Genomic DNA, 19,341 nt, shown 5'->3' with positions numbered 1-19,341 from the left:
GTCTCTATTATAACAAATTTTTTATTACCTGGTACTAAAAATTTATGAGCAGCCCAATCCTCCCTGTCTTTTTCGTTTAAAATGAACGTTCTGACTGTATTCAAGCACATGGTTTTAGGGGAGAATAGAATAGGAATTGTGTCCAATTTTGTCGTTTTTCGATGTTTTTTCCTGATTTGTTCTATTGAAAATACTTTATAAATGATGCAAATTTCGCTATGATAAGGAGAAATGATTTTGATTCGGCGAAAGAAATGAGTAATGTACGGTAATGAGAAGTTTCGTGCAACTTTATGCCTTTCTTATGCGTGTATAACATAGAGGGGAGAAAAATCAGTGACGATCGATGAAATTTATCAAATGTATATGAACGATGTTTACAGGTTTCTGCTCTCCATGACAAAAGACAAACATTTGGCAGAGGACTTATTGCAGGAAACCTTTATGCGTGCTTATATACATATTCATTCCTACGACCATAGCAAAGTGAAACCTTGGTTATTTCAGGTGGCACGAAATGCTTTTATTGATTATGTCAGGAAACATAAAAAAGAAGTGACCATATCGGATGACCTTATTGGCGGTCTTTTACAAACGTCTGTACAAAGCCCTGCTGAACAGGTTGAAATAAAGGAAGTACTCACCATGTATTTGGAGCAGCTTCCAGATAACTACAAGGAAGCGTTGACATTGTATTATTTAAAAGAACTAAATTACAAGGAAGCATCCAAGGTCATGAATATTACTGAAGCAAATTTTAAAAGTGTTTTATTTCGTGCAAGGCAGCGCCTAAAAGCACTTTACAACAGAGGTGTTAATGATGAATGAAGAGTTTAACAAGCGATGGGAAAAATATAATAATGGTGAGATGAATGAGGAAGAAATGATAGCGTTTGAGGAAGAACTTGAAGAAAACGAAAAACGCTTAAGCCAGGAACTGAACGACTCGGATTGGACAGATTTTTCCATCAGTCCTGAGAAGCAAAAAGCCATTTTACAATACGGAAAAAGAAAGTCATATTTACGTATTTCCGTACTTGCTGTCATATCGACACTCATTATTTTACCGCTTTGTACATTAGGAAGTTATCTATACTACGGCGTTGGCGGAGCCGAGAGCAAAGGCAATCACTTCATGGAAACAGCCGCTGTCACCGTTGCTTTGACAAAGCCAAACGTGGCCATAGATATGAAGGATTTAAAAGGTCAGGTCAAACTTTTTGGGATGAACACCGAATTGAAGCTGCAAAAACAAATTGGCAATAAAACAGAAGCCATTGGCAGTGAACAAATCGAGATGTTTTTCGATAAATTAAAGCAGCCTACTATCTCTTATTATGGTGACAGTGCACGCGAAACAGAAGGTTTCTTTACTCATCCTTCGGCGCAGGCAGATGCCTCAAAAAAACAAACACTCACTACGTTAGACAAGCTTCCTGAAGGAACAGTAAGTGAAGTGTATGTATCCTATGACAAAGCTTACACACCAAAGGATGTTTATTCCTTTGCTAAAAAATACGATATGAAAGTGCTGTGGAATGCGATTAAAACAGAGGATTCATTAAGTGGAAATCAGCGGCCAATCGGCTTTCCTGGGAAAGACTCTGAATTTTTAAAAGAGCTTCAGCACACATCCAAAACTGAGGTAGATCAATTCAAAGATGCCCTTGCTTATGTCAATCAGCACCCGACCTGGGCAACCACGATCTCTGGCAGACCTGATCTTGATCTGTCTAATCGTATACGCTATATCGATCAAAATGGCGTCACGGTTTATGGCTCTGTGGTCACTGGACCTTCTAAAGAAATCGAGAAATTTGTGAAGACAAAACGTATTAAAACGGCAAAAGTGAGCGAGGTGGAATTATGGAATTGGTAAGAATCTTTAAAGAGCATAATGTATTTGGCTGGATTTCTGTCGGCACAGCGATATTATCCCTGCTCATGCTAAACCTCGCCATTATCAGCAACGTGACATTTTATTCTTTTCAAATGCTTCCTTTTGCAATGGCCGCAGTTCCATTTGGCATTATTGAACTGTTCATTAAAAAAGGCCGTACGGGTCCAGGTTTCCTCGGTGTCGTACTGAATATCTTTGTCATTGTTTGTGTCTATGCCATCGTATCAATCGATGTCGATCTTCAGTTAGGTTTTTAATCAGCAATCAAAAGCAAAAGCCCGTGTTACTTGACTGCACCAAGTAACACGGGCTTTTTTAATTTATTTTTTATTCAATTCTGAGTGCTTTCTTGAATATAAGAAATACACAACCAGCCCAATGGCAAGCCAGATTAAGAAACGAACAAAGGTGATTGCACCAAGCTTATAAATGAGCAATCCGCAAGATAGAATAGCCAAGATCGGAATAAGCGGAACTGCTGGGCATCTGAATGCTCTCGGTAAGTCCGGCTGCGTTTTTCTCATCACAATGACCGCCACTGAAATCAAAATGAATGCTGAAAGTGTCCCGATGTTCACTAGGCTTGCCAGCTCATCAAGTGGAATAAATCCACCCATTAATGCTGACAATGTACCGAAGAACAGTGTATTGATGTAAGGTGTTTTATGCTTTGGATGAACCTTTGATAGAACCTTCGGCACCAAACCATCACGAGACATAGCAAACATCACGCGTGTCTGGCCGTACAGCATGACAAGCATCACGGTTGTCATCCCTAGGATCGCACCGACATCCACAATACCCGCCACCCAGTTTTGTCCGGCTACTTGTAAAACGAGAGACACTGGATGTGATACTCCCTCAAAATTCATGAAAGGAACGATGCCCGTCATAATCGCACTAACAACAACATAAAGCAGCGTACAAATCAATAAGGAAGTTATAATCCCTCTAGGCAGGTTGCGTGATGGATTTTTTGTCTCCTCTGCCGCAGAAGCTACTGCATCAAACCCGATAAATGCAAAGAATACTAGGGCTGCTGCACTTAAGACCCCTGATGTCCCAAATGGAACGAATGGTGTCCAGTTTTCAGGTTTTACATATTTCACAGCGACTAAAATAAAGAGCAGAATCACAGCAATTTTCATAATAACCATGATGTTATTTACTCGTTTTGATTCTTTAATACCAAAGTACAGCAGGAAAGTGATGACCATTAAAATAATAAATGCAGGAAGATTAAAATATGTCACTTGCCCCTTTAAACCACCTGGTGCTGCTGTTAATTCAACTGGTATATGAATCCCTATCCCATTTAAAAATGACACAAAATAGCCCGACCAGCCCGCTGAAACGGCACTAGCGGCCAGCATATATTCTAATATTAAATCCCAGCCAATGATAAACGCTAGAAATTCCCCCATTGATGCGTACGTAAATGTATACACAGACCCTGATACAGGCACTGTGGAAGCAAATTCCGCATATGACAGTGCTGCAAACAAACAAGCAAGACCTGCGATGACAAATGATAGAACAAGTCCTGGCCCTGCAGTGACGGCTCCTGTACCTGTCAGAACAAATATCCCTGTCCCGATTATGGCTCCAATGCCAAGCATGGTTAAATCAAATGAACCCAATTCCTTTTTTAATGCTTTTTCCCCTTGTGTTGCCGCAATGAGCTCTGAAATGCTCTTTTTTCTAAACAACGAATTGCTCATACCATCACTCCCAAAACTTAGTATCAGTCTAAAGACGCCACATTCATGTAATTCACAATATTTTCTGAATATTTAGATTAAATTTAGCACAATAAATTGGTGGCGTAAAATTATTATATATGAAAATTAAAAAATGAAAACACTTTTTTTAAAAATAGAGTGAAAATTCTTATATATCAACGAAATGTTTGTCAATAAGTAGGTTAGATTTTCTCCATTCCTTATTCAATTGATAGCTTGTCTTTCTCTATTTATTATACAACATAGAAGATTATATTTTTTTAGTATACTTATTATGCAACAAAAAATAGACCTTTTTTTAAAAAGCGGGTCCACAATTATGTTATTTTAAAGCCTTTAGACTGATAGTGATCTATGAGAAAAGACCAGTTCCGCGGCACAAATAATATATGAAAAAAGAGACTGCTTCATAGCAGTCTCTTAAAATGAATTAGTTTACAAATGTTTTCGCTCCAAGATAAATAGGCTTCCAATAGCTTGATGTCATATCACTGATCGTTACTCCGTCAGAAGCAGCATGAATAAACTTGTTGTTCCCAAGGTAGACACCCATGTGAGATGGACCCGATTTATACGTTGTAAAGAAGACAAAATCTCCAACTTTTGGTTTGGATACACTTTTCATCGATCCCCAGAAGCCTTCAGTGGTTTGTCTTGAAATCTTTTTTTGTTTGTTAATGATATACCACATAAATCCGCTGCAATCAAAGCCCTTCGGTGTCGTTCCACCCCATCTATATGGTGTACCGTTCTGCGCTTTAGCATCTGCTATGAGTTTAGACGTGTTTAAGGAAGAAGTAGAGACTGTTTTTTCTTTTACAGGTTTCGTCTTTACTTTAGACGTCTTTTTCACCTTTAGCTTTTGTCCGATTTTGATGAGGTCTGTTTTAAGTTTATTTAACGATTTCAGCTCTTTCACAGTCATCCCATATTTTTTGCCAATCTTCGATAATGTATCGCCTTTGACAACTTTATGAGTGGCAGTTGCTGAAGCCGTTTTTACTTTTGTTGTTGTTTTTGATGTTTTCACTGCTTTTTTCGAAGAAGTGCCATTCACTTTTAAGGTTTGTCCAACATAAATTACGTTAGATTTCAGCTTATTGTCTGATTTAATTTTGCTCACGCTTGTTTTGTATCTTTTCGCTAGAACAGAAAGAGAGTCACCTTTTTGAACTTTTACTGATTGTGCTGAGGCAGCTCCGGCAAATAATGTCGTCCCAAGTAGAACTGCACTTGCAGCTGTGATCAATTGTTTTTTCATTTGTTCCTCCTGTATGTATCTATCTGATCCGATTTTTTATCTACTCCCTATTATAAGGATCAAATACCAGAAGAAATAGTCTTGACTTCCTACGACATTATGCTTATTAATTCGGCAAAATTTATTTTTTTTTAGGGTTCTTTTTATTTCATTTTCATTACACAATCATGACAAAATAATCACACCTTGTCATGGATAAATGATACATTCATTTCTCTTTTTGGTTCATTCTATGTAAAGTGGACCTTTACAATTTTAAAGTGAACTTTACGATGCTGTAAAAAGGAATCCACACTTCTGCTCTAGCATTGTAAACGTAAGAGCGATACATAAACAATGAGGAGGCAAAATGAATGAGTGTGTTGAAAAACTCAAAAACGAAAATCGCTGCAGTGGCAGCAGCATCTGTGCTATCGATTGGCATTTTTTCAGGGATTGAATTTGGACAAGCTGACAAAGCTGAGGCTAAAAAGAAGCCGAAAAATGATGTGCAAAATGTGATCGTGCTGATTGGAGATGGCATGGGAACACCTTATCTTTCAACTTACCGCTCATTTAAACACAACGGTGACCTTTCAAAGCAAACAGCGTTTGACCCTTACCTCACTGGCATGCATAAAACATACCCTGACGACTCTAAAAGTAACATTACTGATTCAGCAGCGGCTGGTACAGCCATGGCCACTGGTAAAAAAACATACAACAATGCCATTGGTGTAAATAAAAACGGCAAAAAATTAAAAACCGTTTTAGAAGAAGCCAAACGCAAAGGAAAGTCAACGGGTCTTGTCGTGACATCTGAATTAACGAATGCCACGCCTGCTGCGTATGCCACTCACGATGTGTCTAGGAAAAACACAGCAGCCATCGCTGATGATTTCTTCGATGAGAAAATCGGTAAACAGCATACAGTCGACGTCATGCTTGGCGGTGGACTTGTCGATTTTGTGCGAAAGGATCGTGATCTGACGAAAGAATTCAAACAAGCCGGTTATGATTATGTCACCAATAAAGCCGCCTTACAAAAAAACAAAAATGAAAAAGTGTTAGGCATTTTTGCTGATGGAGGTCTAGATAAAGCCATCGATCGTGATAAAACGACTCCTTCCCTGCAAGATATGACATCCTCAGCCATCAAACAGCTGTCTAAAAACAAAAAAGGATTTTTCCTTATGGTTGAAGGCAGTCAAATTGACTGGGCTGGACACGATCATGATATTGTCAGTGCGATGAGCGAAATGAAGGATTTTGAGAAAGCATTTGAAGAAGCGATTCGTTTTGCGAAAAAGGATAAAAACACGTTAGTCATCACGACAGCAGATCATTCAACTGGCGGACTTTCCTTTGGAGCAGACGGTTCGGGCAGCTGGGATTACAAGCCTGTCAAAGCAGCGAAAAAGACGCCTGACTTTATCGCAAACAAAATTGTCAGCGGCATGCCTGTTGAGTCAGCGCTGAAACAATATATCAATCTTGATTTCACAAAAGAGGAAACAGCCGCCATTCAAAAGGCAGCTGAAACAAAGGATGCTGTTAAAATTGATGATGCGATTGAAGAAGTGATCAACACGAGATCACATACAGGCTGGACCACATCAGGTCATACCGGTGATGAAGTTCCATTCTATGCATATGGTCCAACAAGTGAGCAGCTAAAAGGTCTGATGGAAAACACCGATCAAGCAAAGCACATTTTCAAACTGCTGAAAAACCAATAAAACGAGCAAAAAAGATGTCTGCTAAGAGACATCTTTTTTCGTCTTTTTTATGCGAGATATTTCCTATGAACCCCTTTTCCATCATAAGAAAACATGACTTCTTTTCCTTCAAGAACGGACTCGATATGCACACTTCTTCCCCATAGCTGATATAAATACGGCAGGACTTTTTCTAAGTATTTCAGATCAAGTTCAATGCCTTCATACCAATGCTTGATATAAAGTTCATTATTTTTTAAATAGTCGCCATCAATCACGGTCAAATACGGAAAGCCGCCATTGACTCTCATGCTAACTAACTGATCACGTACCGCCTTCCATTCTTTATCAATGACTTTATAATCTCTCCCCTGCTTTTGAAACAAGTACAAGTCTTCTCTCATCACAAGGTCTTTCGTTAAGTAGTTTCGAATAAAGGAAATATCCGATTCAATTTCCCTGACTTCAAACATTTTGCTGCGGCCAGATCCTTCTGTGACCCCAGCTTTTTTTAATTCTTCACATGGATTGTCATAGCGCTCTTCGATATCTTCAAAAATCTTCAGCCCTAAATAGTAAGGATTGATGCCTGTTTTAGATGGCTGCACCACACCTGCATTTAATTTTGCGAACTCTATCGATTCACTTGAATCCAAATCAAGCTCCCGCATTATCCGTTGGTGCCAATACGATGCCCAGCCTTCATTCATAATCTTTGTTTCCAGCTGCGGCCAAAAATAGAGCATTTCTTCTCTCAGCATAGTAAGAACATCCCGCTGCCATGGCTCCAGTTCCCGGGAATGCGCTTCAATAAAGAGTAAAAGATCCTTTTCCGGCTTCGGCGGAAATTGCTTGACGGTTTTCTTTTTCTCACGCGTCTTCGGCTCATCCATTCCCCACAAATCATCATAAGGCGTTTGACGTTTTGGTTTATCATCTTCATCTTCTTCTTCATCGTCCATACTCCAGCTTAATTTTGATCGAACAAGAGACGGATCAATATGCTCTTGGATAGCCAATACCGCGTCTAAAAAGGATTCGACTTCTTTTGTCCCGTGAATATGCTCATATTCTTTGATCCGCTCTGCCGCTGCTGACATGCTTTCGACCATATCTCGTTTTGTGTTTTGGAAACGGCAATTATTTTTGAAGAAATCACAGTGTGCCAGTACATGAGCCACAATTAATTTATTTTGAACAAGCGTATTGTTATCAAGTAGAAAGGCGTAGCAAGGATTTGAATTGATCACCAGCTCATAAATTTTACTTAACCCTAAATCATAATGAAGCTTCATTTTATGAAATTGCTTCCCAAAGCTCCAGTGGCTGAATCGTGTTGGCATTCCGTATGCACCGAACGTATAAATAATTTCCGCGGGACAGATTTCATATCTCATCGGATAAAAATCTAGACCAAATCCTTCTGCAATTTCTGTAATTTCATCAATCGCTCTTTGTAAAAGACGTTTTTCAGATACGCTCAAGGAAACCATCCCTCCTCATCGGACTTATCCCTACTATATGAGCGTATGTAAAAAAACATGATGTTCCGCCAACCGTTTAGACGACTTCCATTTCTTTCGTGGATTGCCCGCCGAATGCTTCGAAATGAATATGGTCTGCTGGAATTCCCAGCTCTTTTAGAACATGAATGATCTCCTGTGTAAACACCGGGGAACCGCATAGATAAAATTGGCCTTTCCCTTCTCCGATCACCGATTGAAGAAATGGATGATTAATGCGGGAAGCCGCTTTCTCAACAAGCTCACCCTTTCCAGACTGCGCAAATTGTTCATTACATAGAATGATGCGCCCATGGACAGCTGAAGCTAAAACGCGTTCAAACTCATTTTCAAAAGCGGTGACATCCTCTAGTCGATCAGCATGAATCATCGTAAATGTCCGGCTATTTTGTGCTGCAGTTTTCACTAAACCAATCATTGGTGTGACACCAGACCCAGCACTGATGAAATAAACAGGCTCTTTTATGTCATGTTGCAAGCAGAACATTCCCTGCGGCATACTCACTTGAAGAACGTCCCCTTCTTCCATTTCATCATGCAAAAATGTAGACACATGACCATCACGCTTCACTGTAATACGGTAATAAGATGGATGATGCTCGTCTGATAAGCTGTATTGTCTGCTGCACATATAGGCTTCTCCTGGCATATCTGTCTGAACCGTAATGTATTGGCCTGCTTTATACATTGGCAGCTCTGATTCATCTTCTGGTACTAAATAAAAGGAGATAAACGATGGAGATTCTTGCTTCTTTTTCTTTATCACAAACGGCTTCACATCTGCCCATCCGCCTGTCTGCTTCACATTTTCATCCATCATTTCTAATTCAATTGTAATGAAAATATTCGCAATGATGTCATATGCAGCTTTCCACGCTAATAAAGTGTCATCTTCTTCTCTTAAACCAAACACATCTTTCATCGCTTCAATCAGGTGATATCCGACAATTGGGTACTGCTCTTTTTTGACCATGACACTGACATGCTTATGGGCAATTTGTTTGACCGCAGGAAGTAATTCCTCTAATCGATCAATGTGCAGTGCAGCCTGATATAATGTCGCAGCAAGTGCCTCTGGCTGACTTCCGTTCATAAGATTTGTTTTATTAAATTGATTGAGCAGCTCCGGGTGCTGGCGAATCATATTTTGATAAAAAACAGTGACAAGTTTGGTTCCCTCGGCTTTTAGTAGAGGAGCTGATTGCTTTATTGCATTCATTTGATCTGTAGATAACATCGTCATTCCTTCTTTCAAAAGAAGTATTTTAAATACATCTTTATCGTAATGGATGACAGTCTCTAAAAGCAATATTTATAATACATGTTTTAAATGTTGTCACATTTCACACTTTCTCGAACAGTTTTTGTCTAAAATGTGTTACGATGATACAAAACTCTATTAGGTTTAGAGGTCGTCAAAATGAAACTTACGAATTACACAGATTTCTCATTAAGGGTACTCATTTATTTAGCATCAAGAGAAAACAATGAACTGTCAAATATTCAGCAGATTGCCGATGTTTATGGCATTTCTAAAAATCATCTGACGAAGGTGATTTATCATCTTGGAAAACGCGGGTATGTAGACACGATTCGCGGAAGAAATGGCGGGATCAGGCTTGGAAAAAGCCCAGAAAGCATTAACATTGGAGAGGTTGTCCGTTATACAGAGGATGATTTAGTCATGGTTGAATGCTTTGATCCAAAGAAAAACGGCTGCATCATCTCCCCGATTTGTTCATTAAAGCATGTACTTCATGAAGCACTCACTGCTTATTTAAGCGTTCTTGACCGATACACACTAAAAGATTTAACACAAAACAAAGATGCTCTCAGGGAGCTCCTGCTTTAAGGCGAAAGAATTTTATTCTTTCGTCTTTTTCTTTACCTTCTTGTAATAATAATTTATTTAAAATTATTATAAATAAATATTGACTATCATGTTTGATTCAATATAATTAGGGTATATAGATTGCTAGAAAACACTTTTTTGTTTACAGGAGGAGAAAAGAATGACAAATTCAAATCATAAAAATTTGACAACGAACCAAGGCGTTCCTGTTGGCGATAACCAAAACTCAAGAACAGCTGGTCACCGCGGACCTACCTTTCTTGATGATTACCATTTGATTGAAAAACTCGCACACTTTGATCGTGAACGTATTCCAGAACGTGTCGTTCATGCTAGAGGCGCCGGCGCTTACGGGGTGTTTGAAGTAGAAAACAGCATGGAGAAACATACAAAAGCAGCCTTCTTAAGTGAAGAAGGAAAACAAACAGACGTTTTCGTTCGCTTCTCCACCGTTATTCATCCAAAAGGTTCACCTGAAACCTTACGTGACCCGCGCGGCTTTGCTGTCAAATTTTATACAGAAGAAGGCAACTATGATCTCGTTGGTAACAACTTGCCGATCTTCTTTATTCGTGATGCATTGAAATTCCCTGATATGGTTCACTCTCTCAAGCCAGATCCTGTAACCAATATTCAAGATCCTGACCGTTATTGGGATTTTATGACCTTAACACCTGAATCCACTCATATGCTCACATGGCTCTTCTCTGACGAAGGAATCCCTGCAAGCTACGCTGAAATGCGCGGTTCTGGTGTGCATACATTTAGATGGGTGAACAAATACGGTGAAGCAAAATATGTGAAATATCACTGGAGACCTTCTGAAGGTATTCACAACTTATCTATGGAAGAAGCAGCAGAAATTCAAGCGAACGACTTCCAGCATGCGACAAGAGATTTATATGACCGCATTGAAAAAGGCAACTTCCCAGCATGGGACTTATATGTTCAGCTTATGCCGCTTAGCGATTATGATGAACTTGATTATGATCCATGTGACCCAACAAAAACGTGGAGCGAGGAAGATTACCCGCTTCAAAAAGTTGGACGCATGACACTCAACCGCAATCCTGAAAACTTCTTTGCTGAAACAGAACAGTCTGCTTTCACGCCAAGTGCATTTGTTCCAGGAATTGAGGCATCTGAAGATAAACTGCTTCAAGGCCGTCTGTTCTCATATCCTGATACGCAGCGTCACCGTCTTGGTGCGAACTACATGCGCATTCCGGTTAACTGCCCTTATGCACCTGTACACAATAACCAGCAGGATGGCTTTATGACAACGACTCGTCCAAGCGGTCATATTAACTATGAACCAAACCGTTATGACGATCAGCCAAAAGAAAACCCTCACTACAAAGAAAGTGAGCCAGTTCTTCACGGTGACCGTATGGTGAGACAAAAAATTGAAAAACCGAACGATTTCAAACAAGCTGGGGAAAGATATAGAAGCTACTCTGAGGAAGAGAAACAAGCATTGATTAAAAACCTAACGGCTGATTTGAAAGATGTAAATGACAAAACAAAATTACTTGCAATCTGCAACTTCTATCGTGCCGATGAAGATTACGGTCAGCGATTAGCGGATTCACTTGGTGTGGATATTCGCGCTTATCTTCAAGGAAGCATGAAGTAAATCCATCTCGAAATAAATTGTTGGACAAAGGGCTAAAATGATCTTAATTTTGGCCCTTTGTCTTTTTTTGAGTGTGCTAGTAAGGGCAGTTATTGAGGTTTTGTCAGAACGCCTCGAGCACCTTTTACAAAAAAAGGTGCTTCTTTATAGTCGAAACACGTTAATACTAATCAAATGACCGGTCACCGGATGAAAGTAAATTTCTGCATGTGCGGCAAAACGAGTTGTGCCTTCCTTAACAGTTACGCGAAACACATCTTTTGTCTGCTCATCATTTACTTCTGTCCGGCCAATGTAATGATAATCGTTTAAAGCGGCACCTTTATATTCATCTTGCAACGCTGTGTACGCGAGTCTTTCCCAATTTTCAAACGGCTGCACCGCTGCTTTTAATGCAGGATGAATCATCAAACTGCCAAGCAAAACGATTCCTGCTGCAATAAGCATCCACCATTTCGGCTGCATGATATCATTGATCTCACTTTCATATATGTTTTGTTTAGGTTTAGCAGGCTGGTCCTTTTTCATACATGAAGCAATTATTCAGCCTATAATTCCCGGTACGCAATTCATGCGGACACCAACTTTTCCCCTGAAAAAGTCGATATGATCCGAGCAAACTAATGAGGACTTCTCAAGGGAAAGGAGAAGGTTTAATGAATGTGGCGGATTATGATAAAGCACTTTATTATACGCATCGCTCGCAATGGGATAATTTACTTATTCTTATGGTACGTACGCAAGATGATTTGCTCTCGAAACGTATTGAGCATTTCTTACATGCGTATCAATTTAACCGGAACGATGCAGATGTTGAAAAATGTTTATATGGGCTCCTGCAGTACATTGACCACGCTTCAGAGGCTGCTGCTTCTGAAGTTTATTCACAACCGATGTACACATAAAGAAAAAGGGCTAAAATGAAGTTTATTTTAGCCCTCCCTTTTACATACAATTAGCAGTGCGCTGTGATGGGAAACATAAAGTGGCCTTTTGCCCAGTGTTCCTTTGTGTAAATAAACAATGCATCCTCGTCGTTTGGCTTTGTAACCGCGTGTAAACCTTCAATTGTCGTATCAGGCGTGAAATAAAAGATCACTTTTTCCGTTGTTTCCTTCACAATGCTTTCTACAACTTCTTGTACATTTAGTGTTTGAAGCGAGATGATATCAAACACATGCATCGTTTCATTTTCTTCATTCATCAGCACAACGGTATCTAATGCTTCAATATAAAAAATGTCATCCGGCCATACTAATGTAAAATAAAACATCAATAAGCTGCTGTGATGCTGAGCATCCAGCTTCATTGAGTGAGTTTGCCGCTTTTCTGCGATACGTTCAAGTAATGAGAGGTCTTGCTCCAATGTCAGCTTTTTAACATCTACACCTTTTTTTATTTGAATAGCGCTTTTATTGATATTTAAGCTAAATTCACTTTCGTGATGACGGGTAAAACCAAATCTCGGATAAAAATCTAACACAGTTTCATTAGCAAAAAGAAAGATGACATCACACTCATTTTTGTATTGATCCATGATATGCTGCATTAATTTTGCCGCTAATCCTTTGCGCTGATAGGCTTGATCTGTCATAACAGTGCCGATTTGAACTGCTCGATACGTTTGCCCATCAATGATCACTGACATAAGATAGACAGAAGCGTTAGAGATTACCTTCCCGTTATGTACAAAGGAATAAGGTATATATTTTTCATCCCAATAGCCTCTTTCGTACCAGTCACTAAAATCCAAATCAAATGTATCGATCGCAAGCTTATTAAAGCTCTCTTTTAATTTGACATCATGGCGATAATCACTTACTAATTCATATTTTCCCACTTTGATTCCCTCCCATTTTAAATTCACCTGTGATTGACCAGTTCATCACCTCCTATAAAATAAAAAAAGACTTGATGAGCATCCACTCGTCAAGTCTTTTACGTTTTTCTATTAGAAATTAGACTATACATGCCTCTCTTTTTACACAAAAGCGCACATCAAATAACCAACATCTGTGCTCTTTTTTATTCAATTCATTGAATTGAATGTGCGCTTAAAAGTTTTAGCATAACGACTAAGATCCTTTCTGTCATAGCAGCTCTTTTGGCTGATTTTTTTGATAATCCACTGCATACAGAGCCGCCTGGGTTCGATCTGCCAGCTCTAGCTTTGATAATACATGAGATACGTGCGTTTTGACAGTCTTTTCAGAAATAAACAGAGATGAGGCAATTTCTTTGTTGCTTTTGCCCTTTGCAATCTCAAATAAAACATCTCGCTCTCTATTGGTCAGCTCTTTCATCAATGCCCATTTCTGCTCTTTTGGCTCTGTCAGATGCTGCACAAGAAAGGTCGTGATATGACCATCTAACTGATAGGTGCCATTTTGTACTTCAATCATGGTCGAAAGCAGCTTTTCTGGTGCTACATCCTTTAATTGATAGGCTTTCGCCCCTGCTTGAATAGCGGGAATCACATAATCTTTATCCGCATAGCTTGTCAGGATCACAATGCGGGTGTCCGGCATTTCCAGCATCATTTGTTTCGTTGCCTCAATGCCATTCATGACAGGCATAGACAAATCCATTAAGACAATGTCAGGCTGAGTATCTCTGACAACCTCTAATGCCTCTTGCCCATTGGACGCCTCACCAACGATGTCCACATCAGGCTGTGTCTGTAAGAAAAACACCAGGCCTTTTCTCACAATATGATGATCATCTGCAATGACAACTCTCATGACGATCCCTTCCTTTCTTGTGAAAATGGCACTTTTACATGAATCGTTGTTCCTTTCCCTAACTCTGAATGGATACAAAATGTACCACCTGCTCTTCGGATGCGGTCAGACATCCCTTTCAGCCCAAGTGAAGGAAGGCTCATCTGCTCGTCATATTGAAAACCTTTTCCGAGGTCAATGATTTTCATCTCAAACGTGTCTTTTGATTGCTCAAGTTTGACCTCGACTTCTTCTACTTCCGCATGTTTTTGACAGTTATTCAGCGCTTCTTGACATACCCGAAACAAAGTTTCATTGTGAGAATGATCCATTTCTATACAGCCTGATAAAGATAAATTGCAGCGTAATCCTAAAAGCTGAGCATACTCTTCAATTGCTGTCGTAAACCCTTTTTCAAGGCCTCTTGGTCTCAACTGCCAAATGAGTGACCGCATTTCAATCAGAGCGTCTTGTGACAAATGCTGAATAAAATCAATCATTTCCCCTAGATTCTGATCGCTTGTCATTTGCCGTGCAGCCTTAGCAGTCAGACTCACAGAGAATAGCATTTGGTTGACAGAATCATGTAAATCCTGTGCCAGCCGGTTTCTTTCTTGTAAAAGGGCGTGCTGCTGTTCATTTTGCACAAGCTTCATCCGCTGAATCGCTGTACCAATTTGAAGCGCAATGCTTTCAAGCAAATTCAGCTCTTCTTGTGTAAATGTGACTTTTCCCTTTGCCGCCACATTTAATAAGCCGAACGTACGCTTACATGCTTGTAGAGGCACCGTTGCATGATGTGTAATCCCTTCTGTATCTCCAAGCTTTTGTTCAATCGCCGTTTCAATCCGTTTGCAGTTCATAATATTGGTGGCTGATTGCAGTGAGCCTTTTGTGTATCGATTGATGCAATAACAATCATTTTGACACATGAGCTGTTTTTGATGCTTTGCGAGTGCTTCAGGTAAAGAAACCTCTGCCATCAGTTCATATGACCCGTCTTTTTCTATAAAATAAATCCATGCTGAATGAAAGCCTGTGACATCCATCAGCATATGGAGCACTTCATGGAGCGTTTCTTTCATTTCCATGCCTTCATTTAGCTTTTCAGCAATTTCTTTTAACGTTTTTAATGTTTCAACCTTCTCTTGGTATTCTCCCATACTGTTTACCCCCGGCATTTGCAGCCTTCACTTATCATTACGCTCATTATACCATGAGTCCCCACGCGGCTCTTTCTCCAAAAGAATGATTTCTTCTCATCCTTTTGACTGAGAAAAAAGCCATCATGCATTCATACATGATGGCCTTGTCTTTCGTTATTTCGCTGTTTCTTCCACAATATCATAAACGACTTTCATCACTTCTTCTGACAGATGCTTTAGCTTTTCTTCACTATCTGTTAAAGATGTGCCTTTGACTGCAATATAAAATTTCACTTTAGGCTCAGTGCCGGAAGGTCTTAAGCAGAACCACGAACCATCCTCAAGGAAATATTTCAGCACGTTTGATGCTGGCAGATGAATGGTTTCCTCTTTCTTTTCAGCCACAAGATGTCTTTGACTTGATTGGTAATCCTCGATCACTGTGATGCGCTGCCCTGCGATGGCAGCTGGCGGATTTGTTCTAAAGGTATGAAGGATCGCTGAAATCTGCTCTGCTCCCTCTTTTCCTTTTAAGGTTAATGACTTTAATCCTTCACGGTAAAATCCAAACTGCTTGAAAATATCGACAAGCGCGTCGTACAAGGACTTGCCCTGTTTTTTATAGAAGGCAGCGACTTCAACGGCTAATAGTGCCGCTTGCACCGCATCTTTATCCCGGGCAAAGTCACCGATCAAATAGCCATAGCTCTCTTCATAACCGAATTGAAACGTGTATTCTCCGCTCTTTTCAAACTGCTTAATTTTTTCTCCAATAAATTTAAAGCCTGTAAGTGTGTCTATCGTGTCGGCACCAAAAGCTGATGCTACAGCACGCCCAAGCTCACTTGTGACAATGGTTTTCATCACAACAGGACGAGGCGGCAGCTGACCCAGCTTTTGTTTTTCAGACAATAAATAATGGAGCAGCAGGGCGCCTGTTTGGTTGCCTGTTAAGACGGTAAATTCTCCTTCGTGATCTCTGACTGCAATGCCTAACCTGTCAGCATCTGGGTCTGTGGCAATGAGGATATCGGCATTTTGTTTTTCGCCAAGCTTGATGGCATACTCAAATGCTGCATGCTCCTCTGGGTTCGGCGAGGTTACTGTTGAGAACTGTGGATCTGGTTTTTCCTGTTCAGGCACAACCGTTACATGCTGATAACCTAGAGCCTGAAGCCCGTTTCTGACAGGGTGATTGGCTGTCCCATGAAGCGGAGTAAACACGACTTTGACATCGACCTCATGTGCCAGCTCAGGGTGCACACTTATGGTTTTTAATTTTTCAATATAAGCCTGGTCGATTTCTTTTCCGATCATTTTGATTAGCCCTTGCTGTTTCAACGTTTCTTCAGAATCAACTGAAATCGACAGTTCATTTTCAATTGCATCTACTTCTTGAATGACTTGATCTGCTTCAAATGGAGGCAGCTGCCCGCCATCTTCACCATACACTTTATAGCCATTATATTCTGGTGGATTATGACTTGCTGTCACAACGATTCCAGCAAATGCATGCAGCTCACGAACCGCAAAGGAGAGCTCTGGTGTCGGACGCAATTCATCGAATACGTACGTTTGAATGCCTTGTGAAGCAAGTGTTTTGGCTGCTTCCATCGCAAATTCAGGCGATTTATGACGTGAATCATATGCAATGGCGACGCCTCTTTTTTTTGCATCCTCTCCATGTTTCGCAATATACGCAGCAAGACCTGCTGAAGCTTTACGAACAGTATACACATTCATTCGGTTCGTGCCTGCACCAATCTCACCGCGCATTCCTCCAGTGCCGAACTCAAGGTTTTTGTAGAAACAGTCTTCAAGTGCTTGATGATCATCTTGATGCATCTCCAGCCATTCCCTTAGTTCAGTATCCAGGTGCTTCTCATTGATCCATCGCTCATAACTCGTCTTCCAACTCATGGTCGTCCTCCCCGGCTCTTATCATCAATAAAATAACATCTACTGTTATTTTATATGGAATCATCCTTTATGTCATGCTATATCATTGGCAGTTGGAAAAAATGCAGAATAAATAAAAAAAGCCGATACATGATCGGCTTTTCCTTTTATTCAGCATCAAGCGGTACGACTGCTTCATGGAATAATTGATCTAATTCTGTTTGATGTTTCTGTTTTGCTGCTTCATCCCAGCCAAAACGCTCTGCCATGTAATCAACAACAGGCTGTGCGTATTTTTTTGCCCAATTGATATTAAATAATAGGCTTCCTGTTCTTCTTAAAAAGAAATCGACAGGTGTTACAGCTAATTCTTCTTCGATCGCATAGACAAGCTCTGCCAGCACATATGCTGGAATGTTTCGTTTGTCTGCTTCCCCTTGAAGCTGCTCTACTCGTTTGTAGACACTGCTGACGTTTGAACCATATTTTTCAGCTAGTTTTTGTGCAATCGGTTCTGTTAAACCAACAGATGCTCCTTCTGCTGTTTTCGCTTGAACAAAAGCTGCCATGTTTTTAGATCCGCCTACATGGCCGCCTGAGATTGGCATATTCTTTGTTTTACATGGTCCGTAATCTTTGCCAGTCTCTTGCTTCAATCCATCACGTACGAGATCGACAATATGCTCAGCCATTTTGCGATAGCCTGTTAATTTACCACCAGCAATGGTGATTAAGCCTGAAGATGATGTCCACACTTCATCCTTACGAGAAATTTCTGAAGGATCTTTTCCCTCTTCATGAATGAGCGGACGAAGACCGGCCCAGTTGGACTCCACATCTTTTTCTGTAATATTGAGATCAGGGAACATGTACTGGATCGCTTGGATAACATAGTCACGATCCGCTTTTGTCATACGCGGATGCTCCAGCTGTTTTTTATACACTGTATCTGTTGTTCCAACGTACGTTTTGCCTTCTCTTGGAATGGCAAAGACCATACGTTTATCAGGTGTGTCAAAGTAGATTGCTTGTTTTAATGGGAAGACCGATTGGTCGAATACTAAGTGAATTCCTTTTGTATGCTGTAAGTGTTTTCCTTCTTTTGAGTGGTCCTTGTCTCTAAGCTGATCTACCCATGGACCTGTCGCATTGACGATCTTCTTCGCATACACATCGTATGTTTTCTTCGTCATAACATCTTCAATGACAACACCAACCACTTTGCCTTTATCATAAATAAATTCTTTTACTTTAGCATAGTTGACCGCTTCCGCTCCGAATTTCACAGCCTCTTTCATCACTTCGATTGTGAGGCGTGCATCATCTGTACGGTATTCAACATAGTAGCCGCCGCCTTTTAAGCCGTCCTTTTTGACAAGCGGTTCTTTTGCAAGTGTTTCTTTCGCACTTAGCATGCTTCTGCGTTCGCTATGCTTTACGCCCGCTAAAAAGTCATACACTCTCAATCCAATAGAGGTTGAAAACTTCCCAAATGTCCCGCCTTTATGCATCGGAAGAAGCATCCATTCTGGCGTCGTGACATGAGGACCATTTTCGTATACGATGGCACGCTCTTTACCGACCTCTGCGACCATTTTCACTTCAAATTGTTTTAAATAACGAAGTCCGCCGTGCACTAGTTTCGTTGAGCGGCTAGACGTACCTGCTGCGAAATCCTGCATTTCTGCAAGACCGACACGCATTCCGCGTGAAGCCGCGTCAAGTGCTGTACCAGCGCCTGTTATACCCCCACCAATGATAAACACATCATATGGTTTTTTTGTCATTTCCTGCAGCATTTGTTCTCTTTCTAAGCTAGAAAAAGTCATCTCTTGTTCCTCCCATGTTGTACGGTAAAGAAAAAGAGACCGCAAACACCCAAAGCGTATTTCTACACTTCGGTGCCTGCGGTCTCTCCAGTTCTCCAACCGTTCTATTAACTTACTTGAAGTATACCATACTTTTG

General features: G+C 40.4%; 17 protein-coding genes. 7 read left to right on the top strand and 10 right to left on the bottom strand.

Annotated elements, in window-relative coordinates; translation table 11 throughout:
* Nucleotides 1-336: 336 nt before the first annotated feature.
* From ACN6NB_RS04595 to ACN6NB_RS04585, 3 genes are read left to right on the top strand one after another with little or no spacing between them, the layout of a single operon-like run.
* Nucleotides 337-828, top strand: coding sequence for a sigma-70 family RNA polymerase sigma factor (locus ACN6NB_RS04595; RefSeq protein WP_024425287.1), 492 nt, complete (start codon nt 337-339; stop codon nt 826-828).
* Nucleotides 821-1,879 carry an anti-sigma factor gene (locus ACN6NB_RS04590; protein WP_041089604.1) on the top strand — a complete coding sequence of 353 codons (1,059 nt, stop codon included), beginning with the start codon at nt 821-823 and terminating at the stop codon, nt 1,877-1,879. The genes ACN6NB_RS04595 and ACN6NB_RS04590 overlap by 8 nt, the downstream gene beginning before the upstream one ends.
* A complete protein-coding gene (locus tag ACN6NB_RS04585) occupies nt 1,867-2,157 on the top strand; it encodes a hypothetical protein (protein WP_024425288.1) in 291 nt (96 codons plus the stop codon). The genes ACN6NB_RS04590 and ACN6NB_RS04585 overlap by 13 nt, the downstream gene beginning before the upstream one ends.
* A 63-nt stretch (nt 2,158-2,220) precedes the next feature.
* Here ACN6NB_RS04585 and ACN6NB_RS04580 read toward each other — a convergent pair whose 3' ends face one another.
* Together ACN6NB_RS04580 and ACN6NB_RS04575 are read right to left on the bottom strand one after the other, a co-directional pair.
* On the bottom strand, nt 2,221-3,621 hold the full coding sequence (locus ACN6NB_RS04580; RefSeq protein ID WP_024425289.1) for an amino acid permease: 1,401 nt from the start codon (nt 3,619-3,621) through the stop codon (nt 2,221-2,223).
* Between the two features lie 451 nt (nt 3,622-4,072).
* A complete protein-coding gene (locus tag ACN6NB_RS04575; protein ID WP_025093318.1) occupies nt 4,073-4,903 on the bottom strand; it encodes a C40 family peptidase in 831 nt (276 codons plus the stop codon).
* Nucleotides 4,904-5,256: 353 nt separating this feature from the next.
* Here ACN6NB_RS04575 and ACN6NB_RS04570 point away from each other — a divergent pair, with 353 nt between their 5' ends.
* Nucleotides 5,257-6,621 carry an alkaline phosphatase gene (locus ACN6NB_RS04570; RefSeq protein WP_058838777.1) on the top strand — a complete coding sequence of 455 codons (1,365 nt, stop codon included), beginning with the start codon at nt 5,257-5,259 and terminating at the stop codon, nt 6,619-6,621.
* A 47-nt stretch (nt 6,622-6,668) separates the two neighbouring features.
* On the opposite strand, the gene ACN6NB_RS04565 is transcribed toward ACN6NB_RS04570, so the two are convergent.
* A complete protein-coding gene (locus ACN6NB_RS04565) occupies nt 6,669-8,093 on the bottom strand; it encodes a SpoVR family protein (protein ID WP_371412178.1) in 1,425 nt (474 codons plus the stop codon).
* Nucleotides 8,094-8,160: 67 nt separating this feature from the next.
* Entirely contained in the window at nt 8,161-9,360 is a 1,200-nt protein-coding gene (locus tag ACN6NB_RS04560; protein WP_144516502.1) for a globin domain-containing protein, read from the bottom strand.
* A 183-nt stretch (nt 9,361-9,543) separates the two neighbouring features.
* Here ACN6NB_RS04560 and ACN6NB_RS04555 point away from each other — a divergent pair, with 183 nt between their 5' ends.
* Entirely contained in the window at nt 9,544-9,975 is a 432-nt protein-coding gene (locus tag ACN6NB_RS04555; RefSeq protein ID WP_039177468.1) for an Rrf2 family transcriptional regulator, read from the top strand.
* A gap of 160 nt (nt 9,976-10,135) precedes the next feature.
* Nucleotides 10,136-11,611 (top strand): catalase, encoded by a 1,476-nt coding sequence (locus ACN6NB_RS04550; RefSeq protein WP_039177466.1) that lies wholly within the window; start codon nt 10,136-10,138, stop codon nt 11,609-11,611.
* Nucleotides 11,612-11,755: 144 nt separating this feature from the next.
* On the opposite strand, the gene ACN6NB_RS04545 is transcribed toward ACN6NB_RS04550, so the two are convergent.
* Nucleotides 11,756-12,019: a YqzG/YhdC family protein gene (locus tag ACN6NB_RS04545; RefSeq protein WP_260982299.1), complete on the bottom strand. Its 264-nt coding sequence runs from the start codon at nt 12,017-12,019 to the stop codon at nt 11,756-11,758.
* Between the two features lie 248 nt (nt 12,020-12,267).
* Between ACN6NB_RS04545 and ACN6NB_RS04540 the strand changes: the two genes are divergently transcribed.
* A complete protein-coding gene (locus ACN6NB_RS04540; protein ID WP_024426598.1) occupies nt 12,268-12,516 on the top strand; it encodes a YhdB family protein in 249 nt (82 codons plus the stop codon).
* Nucleotides 12,517-12,566: 50 nt separating this feature from the next.
* Here ACN6NB_RS04540 and ACN6NB_RS04535 read toward each other — a convergent pair whose 3' ends face one another.
* The 5 genes from ACN6NB_RS04535 to glpD all read right to left on the bottom strand — a co-directional run bounded on the left by ACN6NB_RS04535 (nt 12,567) and on the right by glpD (nt 19,204).
* Nucleotides 12,567-13,451, bottom strand: coding sequence for a GNAT family N-acetyltransferase (locus tag ACN6NB_RS04535; RefSeq protein WP_144516506.1), 885 nt, complete (start codon nt 13,449-13,451; stop codon nt 12,567-12,569).
* Nucleotides 13,452-13,701: 250 nt separating this feature from the next.
* Nucleotides 13,702-14,352: a response regulator gene (locus ACN6NB_RS04530; protein ID WP_059375321.1), complete on the bottom strand. Its 651-nt coding sequence runs from the start codon at nt 14,350-14,352 to the stop codon at nt 13,702-13,704.
* The gene (locus ACN6NB_RS04525; protein ID WP_059375324.1) at nt 14,349-15,494 is read right to left on the bottom strand and encodes a GAF domain-containing sensor histidine kinase; all 1,146 of its coding nucleotides are present in this window, start codon (nt 15,492-15,494) and stop codon (nt 14,349-14,351) included. Before ACN6NB_RS04525 ends, ACN6NB_RS04530 begins: the two co-directional genes overlap by 4 nt.
* Before the next feature lie 156 nt (nt 15,495-15,650).
* Nucleotides 15,651-17,396, bottom strand: coding sequence for a phospho-sugar mutase (locus ACN6NB_RS04520; protein ID WP_064498239.1), 1,746 nt, complete (start codon nt 17,394-17,396; stop codon nt 15,651-15,653).
* Nucleotides 17,397-17,542: 146 nt separating this feature from the next.
* The gene (gene glpD / locus ACN6NB_RS04515) at nt 17,543-19,204 is read right to left on the bottom strand and encodes a glycerol-3-phosphate dehydrogenase (RefSeq protein WP_474253253.1); all 1,662 of its coding nucleotides are present in this window, start codon (nt 19,202-19,204) and stop codon (nt 17,543-17,545) included.
* Nucleotides 19,205-19,341 lie beyond the last annotated feature (137 nt).

The organism is Bacillus sp. 11B20, from assembly GCF_056098985.1.
This window is presented reverse-complemented; position numbering and strand designations above follow the sequence as displayed.